The sequence below is a fragment of the Bradyrhizobium sp. USDA 4011 genome (genome assembly GCF_054063415.1).
The window spans coordinates 8,376,877-8,395,550 of sequence record NZ_JBSSGG010000001.1 but is presented as its reverse complement, the minus strand read 5'-3'; the positions used below and the strand labels follow the sequence as shown (position 1 = coordinate 8,395,550).

The window sequence follows — 18,674 nt, the reverse complement described above, 5'->3', positions numbered from 1 at the left end:
GGCGCTGAAGGGTTGGGGGATGCCATGATGACACGCAACACACGAGCCGGCCATGCGAGGATGCTGTCGCTGTCCGGCGCCCTCGTCGCCACCGCGATCGCGCTCGGCGGCTGCAATTTGACCGGCGACAATATTGCTACCGGCACGGTGCCCGACGACTACCGGCAGCGGCATCCGATCGCCATCACCGAGGGCGAGCAGTCGATCGTCGTGTTCGTGGGCCGCGCCCGCGGCAATCTCACCGAAACGCAGCGCGACGATGTCATGGGACTGGCCCGCACCTGGCGCCGCGACGGCACCGGCGCGATCGCGGTCGACGTCCCGGCCGACACCTCGAATGCGCGCTCGGCGCAGGCGGTGTATCAGGATATCCGCGGCGTGCTGGCGTCGATGGGCGTGCCCGCCCACGCCATCGTCAGGCGTTTCTATCGCGTCGACGATCCACGCGCGCTGCCGACCATTCGCCTCAGCTATTCGAAGATGGCCGCGGTCGCCGGACCCTGCGGCTTGTGGCCGAGCGACCTGGGTCCCTCGATCTACAATCCCAGCTACAACGAGAACAAGCAGTGGGACAATTTCGGCTGCGCCACGCAGCACAATTTGGCTGCGATGGTCGCCAATCCGTCCGACCTCGTGCAGCCGCGGACCGAGACCGCATCCTACACGCCGCGCCGGTCGGTCGCGTTCCAGAAATACGGCAAGGGTGAGTCCACCGCGACCACCTACCCCGAAGCCGATAGAGCCAAGCTGAGCGACGCCGGGAAATGACCGAACCACAAGACGAGCCACAGCACGCCAACGACCACATCGCGCCGGCGCCACGGATTTCCGTGCAGGCCTTCTGCGCCAGCGTCGCGACCGCCACGACGGCGCGCGCCGCCGCCGAAGACCGCCGGCTCGCCAAGGCTCACCTCTCGGTCCACATGGGCGGCATCGCCGCCGCCATCGACGCCTATCACAAGGCGCCGACGCCCAACGTCATCATGCTGGAGACCGAGCCGGACATCGATTTGCTCGCCGGTCTCGACGAACTCGCCACGGTCTGCGATCCCGGCACCCGCGTCGTCGTGCTCGGCACGCGCGGCGAGACTGCACCGTATCGCGAATTGGTCCGGCGCGGCGTCAACGACTACGTCATCGGGCCGGTCAAGGTGCTCGACATCGTGCGCTCGATCTGCGGCCTGTTCTCGTCCTCGGAAGCAGTCTCTGTGGGCAGGCTGATCGCGGTCGCGGGCGCCAAGGGCGGCGTCGGCGCCTCGACCATCGCTCACAATATCGCCTGGACCATCGCGCGCGACCTCGGGCTGGATTCGGTCGTGGTCGATCTCGACCTCGCCTTCGGCACCGCCGGCCTCGACTACAACCAGGATCCGACGCAGGGCATCGCCAACGCCGTGTTCTCGCCCGAGCGCCCGGACAGTGCCTTCATGGAGCGCCTGCTGGCAAAGTGCGGCGATCACCTGAGCCTGCTGGCGGCACCGGCCACGCTCGACCAAGTCTACGATTTCGGCGCCGAAGCATTCGATGCCATCTTCGATACGATGCGCATGACAACGTCCTGCATCGTGCTCGACGTTCCCCATCAATGGACCGCCTGGACCAAACGCGTGCTGGTCGGCGCCGACGATATCCTGATCGTCGCCGAGCCGGACCTCGCCAACATGCGCAACACCAAGAACATGATGAACCTGTTGCGGACCGCGCGTCCGAACGACCGCCCGCCGCTCTATTGCCTGAACCAGGTCGGCATGTCGAAGCGCCCCGAGATCGAGGTCAAGGACTTCGCCAAGACGATCGAGAGCCAGCCGATCGCGACCATCCCGTTCGATTGCAGATTGTTCGGTGAAGCCGCCAACAACGGTCAGATGATCGCGGAAGTCTCCGCGCGTCACCGCACCACAAAAACCTTCCTGCAGATCGCGCAACGCCTGACGGGCCGCCCCGATCTCGCCGAGACGCGCGAGTCGTTCCTGTCGCCGATCCTCAGAAAGCTGCAGTCGCGTCGAAGCGATGGACGCCGCGCCGCCGGCTAGCCTGCCAGACTTTCGCGTGAGAACGCTCTAGTCGCGGCGGCTGGCCGCGACCGGGATCTTGTCCGTATCGCTGCGGCTCGCATCCCTGCGCGTCAACAGCCGCTTCAGCGCGGCGACATTGGCTGATCCCTGATCGGGCGGCAGATCGGCCTTCATGATGGTCTCAGCCTCGGCCTGGCGGCCCTGCAGGCCGACCACGACGGCGAGATTGGTGCGCACCCGCATGTCGTCGGGCGCGCGATCCCGGGCTCGGCGCAGCGTTTCCTCGGCCTTCGGCAGATCTTTCGACAGCAGATAGGACAGGCCGAGATTGGAGAGCACCGATGGATCGTCGGGCACGATCTTCAGGGCGCTCGCGTAATATTGGCGGGCCTCGTCATGGCGCTCGAGCTGATCGAGCACGGCACCCTGCGCCGACAGGATGCGCCAGTCCGGGTCTTCCGGGGTGTGGGCGCGCCCGAGCACGTCGAATGCCTGCTGGAAATTTCCGTTGTCGGCGAGCGCCCGTCCGTAGCCTGCGAGCAGCGCCTTGTTGCTGGGCTGCGCCAGCACCGCCTGCTCCATGACCGCGACCGCCTGCGCCCGCTGGCCGGTGGCGCGCAGCGCCCGGGCGTATTTCAGCGCGGAGTCGGTGTCCTTGGGGTTGGCGCGGACGCGCTCGTGGTAGGTCGCGATGTCGCGCCGCGGGTCGGCTGGGGCCGGCGTGGATTCCGCCGTATCGCCCAATGACCCCGTGATGTCGGACGGACCTGAGGTCTGACAGGCGGACAACCCGATCAACAGGAGCGCGGCACATGCCGAGCCGGCGAGACGGTGCATGCGGCCTGAAGGTCGGGGCAGTTTGTCAGACATCAAGGAGACTCGGAACAGCGAAGGTTCCGGGATGCTCACAGCTTAACCCTAAGTTCCGGTTAAGGATGCCATCATCTCGCCGTCATCCGGCCCAGAAGCGGTGCCGGACGTGGCGCGAACCGCCAGCCTGTCGGCTGGATTAGTCGACGAACTGGGCGCCGAATTCGTGCCCGATCCGCCAGGCCAGGCGGCACTGACGCGGACTGCCGCTCGACAGGATGATGGTGAATTCCGGCGGAATCTCCAGATATTCAGCGATCACCTTGACGCCGCCAGCCGAGATATCGGTGATCATGCAGTCGCGAGGCAGCGACCCTGTGCCCAACTGAATTTTGGCGACGCTCCGGCACTCACGGCGTTCGCTCTTGCGGCGATTGACAAACATCCTGATCCCCAAGCCCTTTTCTGGATAGCTTCTCGGCTGGACAGCTTCTCGTTCCTACCGTCATAACGGGGAAAGATTGGAAACTGCCTAGCGGAACCAATCGCAATTGAGCGGTCATGTTCGAGATTCGTTTACCGGCTCCAGTGACCTCAGTGCCTCATTTGGCGGCCGCGCTTGTCATAGGCCCTTCCGACAAGCCGGTTCCAAGGGGAACAAAAAGGGGTTGATCCCAGGTCATTTGGCGATAGCGTGACCCCTTCGACTCGAATTTGCCGGGATATCCAGGAAGTATGGGAAGTCTTGTTCTGCTTGATCTGATGGGGGGCGTCGCGCTCCTGCTGTGGGGCCTGCATATGGTCCACAGCGGGATTCTGCGGGCCTTCGGGCCCGATTTGCGGCTGTTGCTGGCCCGGGCACTGAACAACCGCTTCACCGCCCTTGGCGCCGGCCTCGGCCTGACCGCCCTGCTTCAGAGCTCGACCGCGACCGCCCTCATCACCAGTTCCTTCGCCGCCGAGGAGATCGTCAGCCTGGTGCCGGCGCTTGCGATCATGCTCGGCGCCAATATCGGCACCACGCTGATCGTGCAGGTGCTGTCGTTCAACGTCGCCGCCGTGGCGCCGGTGCTGTTCATCACCGGTCTCGTCGCATTCCGCAGCGGGCCGCGCTCCCGGATCAAGGATCTCGGCCGCGTCTCGATCGGCCTCGGCCTGATGCTGCTCGCGCTGCATATCCTGCTCGATACGATGGTGCCGGCCGAGAATGCCCCGGGCATCCGCGTGTTCCTGAACGCGATCACCGGCGATCCCGTGCTGTGCATCCTGATCGGCGCAATCGTGACCTGGCTGGTCCATTCCAGCGTCGCCAGCGTGCTGCTGGTGATGTCACTGGCCTATTCGCAGTTCATCTCGCCCTATGCCGCGTTCGCGCTCGTGCTCGGCGCCAATCTCGGCAGCGCCATCAATCCGTTGATGGAGGGGGCGCGGCGCGACAATCCGGCGAGCTACCGGCTGCCGGTCGGCAACCTCGTCAACCGTATCGTCGGTATCCTGCTGGTGGCGCCGTTCCTGCGCCCGATCACCGAGCATGTTTACGCCTGGCAGCCCGATCTCGCCAAGGCGACCGCGCTGTTCCACATTGCCTTCAATGTTGCGACAGCGCTGCTGTTCATCGGCGTGCTCGACCAGATGGCACGTCTGCTCGAGCGGCTGTTGCCCAAGCGGGCGCAGGAGACCGATCCGTCACGGCCGCGCTATCTCGACGAGGGCGCGCTGGAGACGCCGTCACTCGCGCTGGCCGATGCCGCGCGCGAAGTACTGCATATGGGCGACCACACCGAGGCGATGTTGCGCAAGGTCATGGCGGCGATGCTGACCAACGATCGCGCAATGGTCGACCAGGTGTCGAAGATGGACAACACCGTCGATCGGCTGAACGAGGCGATCAAGCTCTACGTGACAAAACTTACCCGCGGCAGCCTCGATGAGCGCGAGGGTCAGCGCGCCATGGAGATCGTCGCGTTCGCGATCAATCTCGAGCATATCGGCGACATCATCGACAAGAATCTCAGCGAACTCGCGACCAAGAAGATCAAACACCGCCTGCAATTCTCGGCCGAAGGCGCCGAGGAATTGTCGGCGTTTCACAAGCGCACGATCGACTCGCTGCGGCTCGCGTTCGGCGTGTTCATGTCGGGCGACGCCGCCGAGGCGCGCAAGCTGCTCACCGAAAAGGTGGCGCTGCGCGCCGCCGAACTTGCCGCCGTCGAGCGCCATCTCGTGCGCCTGCGCGAAGGCCGGCCCGAGACCATCGAGACCACCTCGCTGCATCTCGACGTACTGCGCGACCTTCGCCGCATCCATTCGCATATTTGCTCGGTCGCCTATCCGGTGCTCGACGCCGCCGGCGTGACCGCTGCCGATCGCGAGAATGCGGTCGAGGCGGCCGAACTTCCGGCGCCCGGGCGGCCGTGATCAAACTTGCTTCCAAGACTACGTAGGCGGCCGGTGTTCGGAGCCAGGCGGCCGCTGCGGAAACGCGGAGGCCGCCGCGAGCTGGTTGATGCTGTCCCGCTGGCGATCGAAAGCCCCAAGCAGGTCGCCTTGCAGCAGCCGACCGCCTGACAATTTCATCCGCAGCGGATCGACGTTATGGCCGTTGATCCGCACCTCATAATAGAGATGCGGCCCGGTCGAGAGCCCGGTCGATCCGACATAGGCAATCGTCTCGCCCTGACGAACACGGTCTCCGATCTTCAGCCCGGGCGGGAAGCTCGCGACGTGGGCATAGGTGGTCTCATAGCCGCGATCGTGCCGCACGCGGATATACTTCCCGTAGCCGTGCTCGTAGCCTTCGGTCTCGACGACGCCGGCGCCCGCAGCCGCAATCGGCGAACCATAGGGCGCAGCAAAATCGACGCCCTCGTGAAAGCGGCGGTCGCCGAGGATCGGATGGATGCGCCAACCAAAGCCGTCGCCGAGGCGCCCGCTGACCACCGGCTTGCGCAACAGGAATTTGGTGATGGACTGACCATCCTCATCGTAGAAGTCGGAGCTGCCATCATCCGGGGCCGTGAACCGATAGTAGCGGCGCGCCTGCCCGCCGGCCGTCAAGTCGATGAAGACAAGCTCCGGCTGGCCAATTTCGTTGGGGGCATAGATGATGTTGGCGACGTCGGCGTCGCCGAGAGGCTCGTCCAGATCGAAATCGCGGCCGCAAAGCCGCAAGAGTTCGGCAACGATCCCCTCGTCGACGTGATTGGAGCGTGCAAGCGCATTAAGCCCGTCACGTAGCGTCTCGCCGGGGACGGAGTGGGTGTCGATCGACTGACGCAACAATCTCCCGTTCGACACGACGACATCCGGCTGTTCGGGCACGATCGCCTGGTACTGTCCGCCATCGGTGCGACCGACCGCGGACACTCCTGAGTCTGGCCGTTCGATCGACACTTTCGCGACATGGCCGCGCGGCGACCCGGTGTCTCCGTCTTGTGCGATGATCGTGATCTTCTCGCCACCGGACAGCGTCTCTTGACTGCCAGGCGACGGGAAAGCGGCGAGGATCGCCGGTGCGTCCTCGGCAGCCGCGGCCAACGCCCGCAGGACGGCGGACAGTGTGTCACCGCTCCTCGCGATGACGACATGTCGATGGTAACGCGACGAGGAAGGCGACTTCGGAAGGTTGGTTACGTTGACAGCCTCCCCGATCGGAGAATGCGGCTGCGGCACATCTTCACTGTCGGCATAGGAGCTGATGCGGCCCGGCAGCCCGCGGCGTGATGGACCCGCCCGTATGATGGCTGGTAACTCCGACAGCAATTGCGGGTTCGCTCGCTGCTCGTCCTTGCCGTCTGCCGGTGCTTCGCGACGATGGTCCTGTTGTGGTTCGGGATCGATCTCCGCGAGCCGCGCTGACACGCGGGTAAATCGACGGACCGAGCCGGCATCGCTCAGCTGCTCGATCTTGAGCGCCGAGGGACTGCCTTGCGAGCCTGGTCTCCGATCCAGACGATCGCCGCGCCGCGCCTCATCAACCACTTGCCCCGTGAAGCGTGGAAGTGAAACGACCGGCGATGCTGCGAATCGCGTGCGATAGCCGAATGCACCGCGCAGCGCGCCACCAAGGAGCGCGACGGCCGCGGTCCCGATCAGAATCGTCCCGGCCATCCAGCGCATACTGACTGCACGCCGGTCCGGCAGGCCGCGCTCGCCGGTCAGCGGCGGTTCGTCGAGCACCGGGACATCACGGACGCTCGATGGATAACCACGCGCTCTGGTCGGTTCGCCACGGCCGGTCATCAACGCCCCTCATCCCTTGGCGCATGGTCTCGGGATGCAGCCACGCCCACAACGAAGCGTAGATGCCATACGCCTTGGGGCGATTGTTTGACCGTCGCTCTGTTTCGATCACAATGTCGAGCGGAGCCCGGTGCCGGACTCCATCGAGATAATCGAGGAGGCCCAGCATACCGCTCGCCGCACTGACGACCACGACGATCAGCTGTCGAGCGTCTTCGACGCCTTGCCGCGGTTCTTCACGATCAGCATGATGTTGCGGATGTAGATCAGCGTCGCGAGGCCCTGCCCGATGATGATGACAGGCTCGCGTTTGGCGAGCCCGTAGATCAGCGTCATCAAGCCGCCGCCCATCGAGAAGAACCAGAACGCCATCGGCACCACGCTCTGGCCGGCGCGCTCGCTGGAAATCCACTGCACCAGGAAGCGCGCGGTGAAGAACAATTGCGCGATCAGGCCGAACGCCAGCCAGAAGTCGAACTTGGCGACGAACACTTCGTAGAAATAGGCGCTGAGCGCCTGGCCGAACTGAATCAGCATCACTTCACCTCGGTCACATCAGGCACGTCAGTGCCTGTCACTTCAGTGACGACCGGCGTCGGCTTCTTGCGGCGGATCAGCCACCACACGCCACCGAGATCCATGATCCCGATCCAGAGCCGGTCGAAGAATCCATAATTCGACACGCCGGAATGGCGCGGGCGGTCGACGACATCGACATAGGCGATCGCGAGCCCCTCGCGGCGGACCAGCGCCGGAAGGAAACGATGCAGCCCGTCGAAATAGGGCATCGCCAGAAACACCTCGCGCGGAAACGCCTTCAGGCCGCATCCGGTGTCGCGGGTGCCGTCGCGCAGGATGATGCCGCGCACGGCGTTGGCGATCCGCGATTGCAGCTTCTTGAAGCCGGTGTCCTTGCGTCCGACGCGCTGGCCCGCAGCGAGGCCAACCCGGCCATTGCCGCTCTCGATCGCCGCGATCAGGTTGGGCAGGAAGGCCGGATCGTTCTGGCCGTCGCCGTCAAGCGTTGCCACGATCGCGCCGCGCGCGGCGCGCACGCCGCTGCGCACGGCGGCCGACTGGCCCGAGGAGGCTGCGTGGCGAAGCTGCCGGAGATTGGGCCGCTGCGCCATGATCGCGCTCAGCCGTTCGCCGGTGGCGTCGGTCGAGCCGTCATTGACGTAGACGATCTCGTAGGCCCAGCGGCCGTCGAGCGCTGCCGCGATCTCGGCGATCAGCGGCGCGATATTGTCCGCCTCGTTGCGCACAGGCACGACGATGGAAACGGCGACCGGCGTCTGGTCGGAAGCAGGCAAATCGGCTCTCGTGGTTGGTGTTGGCAGCGGCTGGAACCCGCCCGATCCGGCCGCCGGGCGACCGCTTTTATGGGGCGAAAGCGCTCCTCGCAACCCCTTTGAGGCGCCCTTCCGACGGTCCCGGCAGCGCCAACACGGTGCCATCGCGATCGATGGCGAAACCAAGGCGGCGGGCGGCGAACCAGTAGCGCACCGCCATTGCGCCGATCACGCCGACCAGCGCGCCGGCCACCACGTCGCTCGGATGATGGGCCAGCAGCACGAGGCGGGTCGCGACGATGATCAGCGCATAGACCAGCATCGCGACCCGTGCGCGTGGCCATACCGCCGACACGGCGAAAGCCAGCGCAAACGCGGTGACCGAATGTCCCGACGGAAAGCTCGAATAGGCCTCGGTGTCGGCGAAATGCTGGAAGTTGAACGCGTTGGCCTTGCCGCCGACAAAAGGCCGCCCGCGGCCGACGATCCATTTGATCAGCTCACCGACCGCCACCGACAACATGACCGACAGGAACAGGTATTGCAGCCTCGTTCCGAGGCCGAGCAGTGTCGCGCGCGGCACACCGCGCAGCGCAGGTGCCGCCAATGCGACCGCAATCAGCAGCAAGCCAAGCGCGCACAGCACATATTCGTCCTTGCCGAAATCGGTGAGTATCTTCACCCACCAGAGACCCGGCGTACCGCGTGGCGGCATCAGGCTGATCTCGGCGACATCGACCGCATACATCAGCGTGATGATCACGGCGCCAACGCCGACGACGAGCAGGAGCGCGTGGCGCCCGGAGCGTCGCGCCGCCTCGGCCCGGCGCGAATGCGACGGTGCACGCACCAGCTGGGCGAAGGACAGCCACACCAGCGTCAGCAATCGTCCGAAATAGTTGGCGGATTCCGCCGTGGCTGGCGGCGCCGCCATGTCACTCCGTCCCTTCGGAACGGAAGATCGCGATCGAAACGGCCTTGCCCTGCGAGATGTTGTAGCCCTCGATCCGCACCGGCGCGTTGTAGCGCAGGCCGATCGCCTCGGCGCGTTGCACGAAGGCGCGCTCGGAGCGCTGTTCGACCAGCGCAAAGCGGCAGGAGCCTTGCCTCAGGAAATCCGCGGCGCCCGATCCGTCGGTGAGCAGCGTCGAGGTGTCGGTCATGAACACGAGGCTCGGCTCGTGGAAGCCGGCAGCCGCCGCCTTCGGGCCGATGCAGGTCACGTTGCGCAGCGCGCGTGCGACCTCCTGGCTCGGAAACACAGTGGTGAGCCGCGGCAGCACCACGCCATAGGTGGCGCCGGCCATCAGCGCCGCGGCGATCACCGCATTGAGCAGCGAGCGCTCGGCGCGGCTATCCTCGAACATCCACCAGGCGATCAGGCCGAACACCATCGCCACCGCGAACAACGGCCAGGCCGGAAACACCGGCTGATGGATCGCCTTGATGGCGCCAACGATCACCAGCACAGCGCCGAATGCGGGGATAGCGAACCACCCACGCAGCGCCGCGCAACAGCCAAGGGGAGCGCGACAGCACACGCCGCTCCAGCGCGCCAACGGTCAGGATCGCGATCGCCGGATAGAGCGGCAGCACGTAGTGCGGCAGTTTGGTCAGCACCGCCTCGAACACGATCCAGGACGGGATCAACCAGGCCAGGAGAAACTGGGCACCCGGCTCGCGCCGCGCGCGCCAGACAGCCGGCGCCGCCAGTCCAGCGAGCGGCGCGCCGGGCCAGAACGTGATCCAGAACAGCAGCAGATAGAGCCCGGGCGGCGCGCCGTGCGACTCCTGCGCCCCAAGCTTGCTCAGCATGTCGCCGCCGACGGAGTCGGCAAAGAAGGTTTCGCCGGCGCGCAGGAAGATCAGCACGAACCACGGCAGCACCAGCACGAGGGTCCACATCAGGCCCCAGACCGGGCGCATGCGCCAGAACCAGGCCGCCGATCGATCGAGGATCGCAAGCCCGGCCATGGCAAGGCCGACGAACATCAGGATCAGCGGGCCCTTGAGCAGGATGCCGACCGCCAGTGCCGTCCAGAAGATCGCAGGCGGCCCCCATGATGGATGCGCCGGATCCTCGCCACGTTGCCAGGACAGATACACCCGCGCCATCGCGCCCATCGCCGCGGTGACCGTCAGCAGCAGCATGGCGTCAGTCTTGGCGAGCCGCGCCTCGACCCCGAGCAGCACGCAGCTTGCCATCATCAAGGCAGCCAGCACCGCCCCCTGTCGCGTCACGAAGGCAAGCGCTGTCCAATAGGTCAGCAAAACGGCGCCGACGGCGCCGATCAGGGACGGCAGGCGGTACACCCAGATGCGGACCTGGGCGCGCGGCACCCCGAGCGCAGAGATCGTCTTCAGCGCCGCCGCCTGCATCCAGTAGATGCCGACCGGTTTCTTGTAGCGAACGTCGTCCTGGAACCGGATATCGACGAAATCGCCGCTCTCGACCATCTGCTTGGTCGCCTGGGCAAAGCGAACCTCATCACGGTCGATCGGCGGGATGGTGAAGAAGCCCGGCAGGAACAGCACCAGGCAGGTCAGCGTCAGGAACAGGATCGAACGCCATTGGCTGGCCGTCGCGAACTCGAACGCCATGAACAGCCTGCGGCTCGAATGCGCAGGTTTTACAGACTGTTGCCCTGCTCCGAAGCGCCGGGGTTGGAGGCTATCCACCATAGGTTTCGCATACGATGAAACCGCAGCGCAAACAACCGTGCTGTTCCGCTTTCCCGCGCGATCATTGCACGCGGATCACAACGGTATCCGCTGCCCCTGTGGCGTCGATGACGGTGAGCCGCGCGAAGCCCGGCCCCGGCGGGTCGATCAGGCGCTGCCGCCGGCTGTCGATGTCCCCGGCTGAGACACCGTTCACGAGGACCGTCAGCGGCAGCACCCCGCCGGCGACCTTGACCGGCATCGCTGCATGACTGCCGCCCTCCGATTGATCGACGTCGATGCGTGAGCCGTTCAGTGGAAACTGGATGTGTGGCGCCTGGTCGTTGCCGCTGCGAACCAGTTCGCCGAGCGGCCGGAACCGGCGCAGCGGCGGCGGCAGTTTTGCGTTGGAGGCGACCAGCACGCCGCGCGGCGGCTTCGGCAACGCCGCCGGGATCTTGCCGGTGCGTGCAAAGGCATCGAACAGGATTGGCGCCGCCGCCGTGCGCCCAACCAGCCCCGGCACCGGCGCGCCATCCGGGCGACCGACCCAGACGCCGATGGTGATGCGGCCGTCGAAGCCGACCGACCAGGCATCGCGATAGCCGTAGCTGGTACCGGTCTTGAACGCGATCCGGTTATGCACGCCGTTCTCCGGCGGCGGTGTGCCGAGCAGGACATTGCCCACCTGCCACGCCGCGGCCTGATCCATCAGCCGCATCGCTTCTCGGCCGTCATTCGGCTGCACGATCTCGCGCAGCGGCTTTGTCGCGCCAAGCCGCGCCAAACCGGAATAGAGCTGGGCGAGATCCTGCAGCGTGATGCCGACGCCGCCGAGGCCCATCGCAAGCCCCGGGGCCTCGTCCTTCGGCAGCACGAGGTTGGTGCCGGCCTGCTTCAGCCGCGACGACAGCCGGCTGGCGCCGACCCGGTCGAGCAGCGCGATCGCCGGCACGTTCAACGACAATTGCAGCGCCTTGCGGATCGGCACGGTGCCCTGGAACGTCATGTCGAAATTTTCCGGCGCATAGGAGCCGAAGCGGATCGGCCGATCCTCGATCAGACTGTCGGGATGGACAAAACCGTCTTCGAAGGCGAGACCATAGATGAACGGCTTCAGCGTCGAGCCCGGCGAGCGCACCGCGCGCGTCATGTCGACCTGCCCGGCGCGCCGCTCGTCGAAATAATCCGCCGAGCCGACCCGCGCGAGCACGTCGCCCGTCTCATTGTCGACCACCACGATCGCAACCGAGACGTCAGATCCCTGCGCGATGGCGCGGTCGCGCGCCAGCGCCTCCAGGTTCCGTTGCAGCGAGGCATCGAGCGTCAGCTTGATGACGGGCGCATCCTTCATCGTCGCGATCGCCTGATCGGAGGAATGCGGCGCCAGCATCGGAATCTGCTTGCGCAGCTTCGGTACCGGCGTGGCCCGGGCCTGCGCGGCGTCTTCCTTCGCCACCACGCCGTCCTCGACCATGCGGTCGAGCACGCGGTCGCGCGCGGCGTGGGCGGCTTCCGGATGGCGATCGAGCCGCCGCCGCTCCGGCGATTGTGGCAGCGCCACCAGCAGCGCGGCCTCGGCGAGCGAGAGCCGCTTCGGCTCCTTGCCGAAATAGGCGATCGAGGCGGCGCGCACGCCCTCGAGATTGCCGCCGAACGGCGCCAGCGCGAGATAGAGATCCAGGATCTGGTCCTTCGACAGCTGCTGCTCGAGTTCGACGGCTCGCACCATCTGCCGCAGCTTGGCGTAAACCGAGCGCTGGTGCCGCGGTTCGATCAGCCGTGCCAGCTGCATCGTGATCGTCGAGCCGCCCGACACGATATGGCCGCTTGTGAGCAGCTGGAGCGCGGCGCGCGACAGCGCCAGCGGATCGATGCCGTGATGCTCGTAGAAGCGTTTGTCCTCATAGGCGAACAACAGCTTCAGATAGGTGGGGTCGACCGATGCCTTGGCATCGACCGGTAGCCGCCAGCGTCCGTCCGCCATTGCATAGGCGCGCAACAGTTTTCCATTGCGGTCGATGACCGTGGTCGAGACCCGCTGCGCCTGCGCAAGCGGCAGCGGCCCGAGCGAGACCACCCAGGCGGCAAACGCGCCGGCGATCGCAACGAGCACGACGGCCATTACGGCAACGACGCGAAGCGCCCGTCTGTTGCCGCCGTCATGCCCGGGCTCCCCCGGGGATAACGAGGCAAGCTTTGAGCGCGCGTCCTTGCTCATTCCACGATCACTCATTTCGCCGGCTTCACCTCGACCGCACCGGTGCCGCTGCGGCCGTAGCGCGAGGGATTGTACATGTCCTCGACATAGGCCTGCGGCAGCACGTATTTTCCCGGCGACACCGCACGCACCACGTAAGCAACCGTGAACACCGACTTGTCGTTGGCGCCCCGGTCGATCGCCGCGGTGAAGCGGTCATCGCGGAACTCGGTGTTCTTCGGCTCGACACCGTCCTCGATCCACTCGAGCGTGCCGGAATCGCCTGACGACACCAGGTTCGGGTTGTCGATCTCGAGCCCGGCCGGCAGATAGTCGGCCACCATGATGTGACCGAATTCCGGTTTCGCTTCCGTCACCTTCAGCACAACCGCGAAGCGGTCATTCTGTTTCGCCTTGCTGACGTCGGCCGGCTTGCCGTCGAGCGTGAAATAGCTGCGCTCGATCTTGAAGCCGTTGGAGGCCGCGGGTTCCGGCGTCACCGGCGAGCCCGACACCGAGATCACCGCCTGTACCGGCGCGTCACCGGTGTTGGTGATCTTGAGCGGCTGGCCCGTCATCTCCTCGGCCTTGTAGCTGCGATAGACCGCGGTCTTGACCGGCTGGCCGTTGATGTCGAGCGCCATCGTCTCCCTGGCGAGCGCGCGTGCCGCCAGCACCATCCACGCATTCTCCTGTGTCGATGTGTAAGGCGACAGCCCCCGCGCCGCTTCGACCCGAAGCACGGCCTGGGTCAGCGTGGTGCGCGGTGCATTGCCCTCGCCTGCGAGCGAAACCAGCGCCGCCGCATCGCGCAGCGCCGAGCCGTAATCGACCCGGCCGAACTCGATCACCGGTTTGGGGTTCAGCGCATCGAGCGCGGCACCATAGACCCGCTCCGCCCGCGCCTTGTCGCCGACCAGGGCCAGCGCCGCGGCCAGCTGCGCCTTGGAGATCGGCGTCGCCAGATTGTTCAGCTTGGTGTCGGCAAGATAGCGCAGGTCGCCGATCGGCGCGGCGCCGTTGCGGGCGAGCACGTAGAGGCCGTAGGCCAGATCGCGGCCGCCGTCCTTCTCCGGCTCGTTGGCATTGACCACCGAGTTCCTGACGCGGTCGAGGGCGTTCTTGAACAGCACGTCCGGCACCGCAAAGCCCTTTTCGCGGGCCCGGGTCAGGAAGTCGGTGACGTAGGCGTCGAGCCAGGCGTCGTCGCCGCCCGCCGACCACAGGCCGAACGAACCGTTCGAGCCTTGTCGCGCCAGCAGCCGCTCGATCGCGTCGCGGATGCGCTGGTCGACCGCGGTGTCCATCGCAAGATGGGCGCCGGCGGCGAGATCGTTCACATAGAGCAGAGGCAATGCGCGGCTCGTGATCTGCTCGGAGCAGCCATAGGGGTAGCGATCGAGCGCCTTCAGGATGCTCGCGGCATCGAGCGCGGTCGACAGGCTCGCCGAGATCGAGACGCTGCCGGTGCCCGGCACCAGATCGGAGAACATATCGGACGTCAGCGTCAGGCTCTCGCCCTTCGCCAGCGTGCGGATCGAGCGGCGCGCCAGCACCTGGGTCGCCGGCTTGACGTCGAGCGCATAGTGCCGCGCCAGCGTCATCCCGCTCGGCCCGGAAATGTCGACGTCGAAATCGGCGCGCCCCGCGCCGCCGGCCTCGAGGCCGAGCGACAGCGACGTGCGCTGCTTGGCGGCAAGCTTCACGGTCGTGGTCGGATTGCCCGAAGCCTTGATCGGGCCGCTCGCCTTGACGCTGACGGCGTAATCGCCGGCGGCGCCTTCGACATTGTCGATATCCATGCTGATGGTGCCCTTGTCACCGGTCAGCAGGAAACGCGGTAATGTCGCGGTCACCACCACGGGATCGCGCACGATCACGTCAATATTGGCGCGGCCGAGCTTGGTGGCGCTCCACGCCACCGCCATCACCCGCGCCGTGCCGGCGAATTCGGGGATATCGAAGCTCACCTCGGCAGTGCCGTCGGGTCCGACCGTGACGATGCCGGAATAGAGCGCGAGCGGCTTCTGCGTCGGCGGCGAGCCCTGCAGCTCGGCGCCGGCGGCGTCACCACCGCTGCGGATCTGACCCTGGGTGCCCTGCATGCCGTCGATCAGCTGGCCGTAGAGGTCGCGGATCTCCGCCGTCAGGCGGCGCTGGCCGAGATAATAGTCATCCGGCGCCGGCGGCTTGTAATTCGTCAGGTTGAGAATGCCGACATCGACCGCAGCCAGCACCACCTTGGCGTCCTCGCCGGGATTGAGCCCGCCGAGCTTGACCGGAATCTTCAGCGTCGTGCCCGGCCGCACCAAGGCGGGCGGCGAAAGCTCGACGGCAAGCGTGCGCGTCTTCTTGTCGATGCCGAACCATTTTAGCCCGATCGCGCGGCCCGGCATGCGCCCGGCGGCGGCATCGAGCGGGCGGCGCAGCGTCGTCATCACGTAAGCGCCGGTGCCCCAGTCCTTGCCGACCGGGAGCTTGACCTGCTGGGTGCCCTCCTTGACGTCGACGCTTTGGGTCGTCAACAGGCGGTCGCCCAGCACATAGACCGTGAGCTTCCCGGCGGTGCGCGCGTTGACCGACACCGTCATGGTGTCGCCGGACTGATATTCCGGCTTGTCGATCGAGGTTTCGAGCAGATCGGGCGTGTCAGCGCTGCCGTCGGAATACCAGCCGACATCGAACTGCACCGAGGTCACCGGACCATCGGCATCGGTCGATTTCACATCGAGCCGGTAGCGGCCGGGCTGCGGCTGGAAGGTCAGGCGCATCGGCTTGTCGGCCGCGAGATTGACGTCGCCGTCGGCGACGCGGCGGGTCGATTTGACCGGCTCATACTGCCAGGACGAATTCTGCCGGTACCACTGGTAACGCGACTCCAGCTTCAACAGCTCGTAGCGCAGTCCGTTGCGCGGCAGCTGCCTGCCGTCGGGCGCGACGAACACGACGTCGAACTCCGCCTTGTCACCCTCGGCCACGCTCTTGTCGCCGAACAGCGGCTTGACGCCGATCAACGAGGCCACCGGGGCCACCGGCAGCACGATCTTGCGCTCGACCGAGCGACCGCCGGTCTCCGCCATGCGGATGAAGATCTGGGCTTCCTGCGGACGGGTCGAGGCCGGGACCTTTTCGAGCTTGACCGGGAAGCTCGCCGCGCCATTGGCATCGGCCTCCGGCAGGTCCTCGATCGGGGTCCGCTCGTTGCTCGCGGTCTGCTCGTCGTCGACGCCGAACTGGTAGCCGGCATAGCCGGGCCGGCCGGCCGCGCTAGGCGCGACCAGCATGTCGCCTTCGAGCTGCAGCCCCGAGGCCGGTGCGCCATAGAGGAAGTGGCCGGATACCTGAAGTTCCACTGGAACTTCAGCTTTGATCACCTTCTCCTTGCTGGTCAGGTCGAATTCGATCCGCTCGGGGATGTAATCCTCGACCATGAAGGTGGTCTCGCCGACCGACGAGCCCTTGGGATCGGTAAAGACACGCGCCCGCCAGGTCCCCGTCGGCACCGCGGAGTTCAGCGCCACCGCCAGCATGCGGCCGCCGGCGCCCTCGTCGGGCAGCACGGTGCGGCGGAATTCGACGCCGTCGGGCCGCTCGATCACCATGGTCAGCGGCGTCCCGGTCAAGGCATTGCCCTGTCCATCGCGCAGCAGCGCGGTCAGATAGACGGTCTCGTTGGAGCGGTAGACGCCGCGCTCGGCGTAGACGAAGGCGTCGGCGCCGGCCGGGATCGCGCGCCCTGCGACGCCGCGGTCGGTGAGGTCGAAAGCGTTGGTCTTCAGGCTCAGGAAGGCGTAGTCGGCTTTCTCGCCCGTCACCGTCAGCAGTGCCGGCGACAATCCGCCCTCGCCGCGCGCCAGCCCCTGCTCGAACAGCACATGGCCTCCTGCATCGGTCTTGCGGGTGGCCAGGATCTCGTTGTTGCGGGCGACCAGCTTCACTTCGGTATTGGCGACCGGTTCGGTCGAGGCCAGCGAATTGACGAAGACGTGGATACCGTCGTTGCCGGAGAAGGCCGACAGGCCCATGTCGGAGACGATGAACCATTGCGTCGCCAGCGTGCCATCGTCATCGCTGCCCGGCCCCTTGGCCGCGGCGGTCATGACATAGACACCCGGCTGCAGGTCGCCGAGCGCCTGGTCGACCGGAAATGCGGTCACGACGTCCTGGTTCAGCGTGGTGGCGGTGGCGAGCTCGCCCGACCACACCTTGACGCCGCGCTGGTCGCCGAGATCGGAGAGTTGATAGCGGTTCAGCGTGCTCTGGAAGTCGCTGTCGATCACGGTGTTGATCAGGTTGCGGTCGCCGATCCGGAATACGTTGACCGTGACCGCCGGCGTGTTGACGCTGACCACCGGGATACCGCGCTGGCCGGTCCGCGGCAGCACATAGGCCCGCCCGGTGAACCGCACGAACGGCTTGCGGTCACGGACATAGATGTTGAACTCGGCGGATTTCGGCAGGGTCTCCTTGACGGTCGACGGCAGGCCGGCGCGCAGATTGATGTTGTAGCGCTCGCCGTGCTTCAGCCCGTCGACGCAGAGCTGCTGGCCTTCCGCCGACAAAGCCGGCTTGTCGGTGCCGGCCAGCGCGAGGTACGGCGCGAAGTCGACGCGCTTGGCCAGCTCCTCGGAGAACTGGAAGCAGGCCCGCGGCGAGGCCGCGTCGGAATCGACGGTATAATCGAGCAGCCGGAAGCCGTGCTCGTCGCGCATCTTCTCATACTGGCCCCGGACATCGGCGACCTCGCGCAGGTCGAGCGACAGCCGCAGCGCGTCGAGCGCCGGACGCCACAGCTTGCGCTCCGCGAGCGCCTTGCCGAGCACGGCCAACGAATCGGCCTCCTCGCCCGCATTGCCGGCGCGCTGATAGGCGATGTAGGCGGCAGTGGAGGCGCGCTCCATCAGGAAGGTCTGTTCGCTGGAGCTGGCCGAGCGGATCTGGAACACGGTCTTGGCAAGCCGCAGCCAGTTGGCGCCATCCTCGGGCGCGGTTGCCGCGATCTGGCCGAGGATCGTGAGCCCGCCGCGGAAATCATTGCGCTTGAAGGCTGCGTCCGCGTCGGTGCGCAAGGTCGCGGCCGACTTGTTGACCGCGCCCGCCTCGCTCTTGATCTGGGCTTCCAGCTTGATCGCGGAATCCGCGAGGTCGTCGCGCCTGAAGGCCTTGTCCGCGGCCTGGGCGCTCACCAGGCCGAGCGCCAACGTGGCGCAAATTGCGGCCGCACGAACCAATCCGATCATGATGGAGCTCCTGAACGCCCCGCGGTCGAACGCCGCGTTGGGGCTAAAAAATGCGCGAAAAGGTGACGGAGTGAAGGCGCTGACATGAACGGACGAAAACGTCGCAGATTGCATTGCCGACATTCCTTCGACCTGCCCCGGCGGCAGCGTCATGCCGGCTCGGCGGGCGGGTCTGGCCAACGCAGGACGGGACCCCTGCTCGCCTTTGTCGTCT

At 66.3% G+C, this 18,674-nt stretch carries 11 protein-coding genes and 1 pseudogene; 3 read left to right on the top strand and 9 right to left on the bottom strand.

Features of this window, described 5'->3' with window-relative positions; genetic code table 11:
* Positions 1–27: 27 nt before the first annotated feature.
* Both ACVW1C_RS39935 and ACVW1C_RS39930 read left to right on the top strand, forming a co-directional pair.
* Positions 28–768 carry a CpaD family pilus assembly protein gene (locus ACVW1C_RS39935; RefSeq protein ID WP_456762901.1) on the top strand — a complete coding sequence of 247 codons (741 nt, stop codon included), beginning with the start codon at positions 28–30 and terminating at the stop codon, positions 766–768.
* Positions 765–2,033, top strand: a complete 1,269-nt coding sequence (locus ACVW1C_RS39930; protein WP_456762900.1) for an AAA family ATPase — start codon at positions 765–767, stop codon at positions 2,031–2,033. The genes ACVW1C_RS39935 and ACVW1C_RS39930 overlap by 4 nt, the downstream gene beginning before the upstream one ends.
* Positions 2,034–2,060: 27 nt before the next feature.
* Here the strand turns inward: ACVW1C_RS39930 and ACVW1C_RS39925 are convergent, their stop codons facing one another.
* Positions 2,061–2,885, bottom strand: a complete 825-nt coding sequence (locus tag ACVW1C_RS39925) for a tetratricopeptide repeat protein (protein ID WP_456762899.1) — start codon at positions 2,883–2,885, stop codon at positions 2,061–2,063.
* Between the two features lie 139 nt (positions 2,886–3,024).
* A complete protein-coding gene (locus tag ACVW1C_RS39920) occupies positions 3,025–3,270 on the bottom strand; it encodes a PilZ domain-containing protein (protein ID WP_021079298.1) in 246 nt (81 codons plus the stop codon).
* Positions 3,271–3,560: 290 nt separating this feature from the next.
* Between ACVW1C_RS39920 and ACVW1C_RS39915 the strand changes: the two genes are divergently transcribed.
* Entirely contained in the window at positions 3,561–5,243 is a 1,683-nt protein-coding gene (locus ACVW1C_RS39915; protein WP_456762898.1) for a Na/Pi cotransporter family protein, read from the top strand.
* An 18-nt stretch (positions 5,244–5,261) separates the two neighbouring features.
* Here ACVW1C_RS39915 and ACVW1C_RS39910 read toward each other — a convergent pair whose 3' ends face one another.
* The 7 genes and pseudogenes from ACVW1C_RS39910 to ACVW1C_RS39880 all read right to left on the bottom strand — a co-directional run bounded on the left by ACVW1C_RS39910 (position 5,262) and on the right by ACVW1C_RS39880 (position 18,460).
* Positions 5,262–7,004: a peptidoglycan DD-metalloendopeptidase family protein gene (locus tag ACVW1C_RS39910; protein ID WP_456762897.1), complete on the bottom strand. Its 1,743-nt coding sequence runs from the start codon at positions 7,002–7,004 to the stop codon at positions 5,262–5,264.
* A 261-nt stretch (positions 7,005–7,265) separates the two neighbouring features.
* A complete protein-coding gene (locus ACVW1C_RS39905) occupies positions 7,266–7,604 on the bottom strand; it encodes a lipid-A-disaccharide synthase N-terminal domain-containing protein (protein WP_456762896.1) in 339 nt (112 codons plus the stop codon).
* Positions 7,604–8,380 (bottom strand): glycosyltransferase family 2 protein, encoded by a 777-nt coding sequence (locus ACVW1C_RS39900; protein ID WP_456762895.1) that lies wholly within the window; start codon positions 8,378–8,380, stop codon positions 7,604–7,606. Before ACVW1C_RS39900 ends, ACVW1C_RS39905 begins: the two co-directional genes overlap by 1 nt.
* 67 nt (positions 8,381–8,447) lie before the next feature.
* A complete protein-coding gene (locus ACVW1C_RS39895) occupies positions 8,448–9,293 on the bottom strand; it encodes a phosphatase PAP2 family protein (protein WP_456762894.1) in 846 nt (281 codons plus the stop codon).
* A 1-nt stretch (position 9,294) separates the two neighbouring features.
* Positions 9,295–11,041: pseudogene (locus ACVW1C_RS39890) on the bottom strand (ArnT family glycosyltransferase).
* Between the two features lie 61 nt (positions 11,042–11,102).
* Positions 11,103–13,145, bottom strand: coding sequence for a penicillin-binding protein 1C (gene pbpC / locus ACVW1C_RS39885; RefSeq protein WP_456763292.1), 2,043 nt, complete (start codon positions 13,143–13,145; stop codon positions 11,103–11,105).
* A gap of 107 nt (positions 13,146–13,252) precedes the next feature.
* A complete protein-coding gene (locus ACVW1C_RS39880) occupies positions 13,253–18,460 on the bottom strand; it encodes an alpha-2-macroglobulin family protein (protein ID WP_456762893.1) in 5,208 nt (1,735 codons plus the stop codon).
* Positions 18,461–18,674: the final 214 nt, after the last annotated feature.

Coding starts and splice junctions, on each gene's coding strand:
- ACVW1C_RS39935 (WP_456762901.1), top strand. CDS start 28: ATGACACGCAACACACGAGCCGGCCATGCGAGGATGCTGTCGCTGTCC.
- ACVW1C_RS39930 (WP_456762900.1), top strand. CDS start 765: ATGACCGAACCACAAGACGAGCCACAGCACGCCAACGACCACATCGCG.
- ACVW1C_RS39925 (WP_456762899.1), bottom strand. CDS start 2,885: ATGTCTGACAAACTGCCCCGACCTTCAGGCCGCATGCACCGTCTCGCC.
- ACVW1C_RS39920 (WP_021079298.1), bottom strand. CDS start 3,270: ATGTTTGTCAATCGCCGCAAGAGCGAACGCCGTGAGTGCCGGAGCGTC.
- ACVW1C_RS39915 (WP_456762898.1), top strand. CDS start 3,561: ATGGGAAGTCTTGTTCTGCTTGATCTGATGGGGGGCGTCGCGCTCCTG.
- ACVW1C_RS39905 (WP_456762896.1), bottom strand. CDS start 7,604: ATGCTGATTCAGTTCGGCCAGGCGCTCAGCGCCTATTTCTACGAAGTG.
- ACVW1C_RS39895 (WP_456762894.1), bottom strand. CDS start 9,293: ATGGCGGCGCCGCCAGCCACGGCGGAATCCGCCAACTATTTCGGACGA.
- pbpC (WP_456763292.1), bottom strand. CDS start 13,145: ATGGCCGTCGTGCTCGTTGCGATCGCCGGCGCGTTTGCCGCCTGGGTG.
- ACVW1C_RS39880 (WP_456762893.1), bottom strand. CDS start 18,460: ATGATCGGATTGGTTCGTGCGGCCGCAATTTGCGCCACGTTGGCGCTC.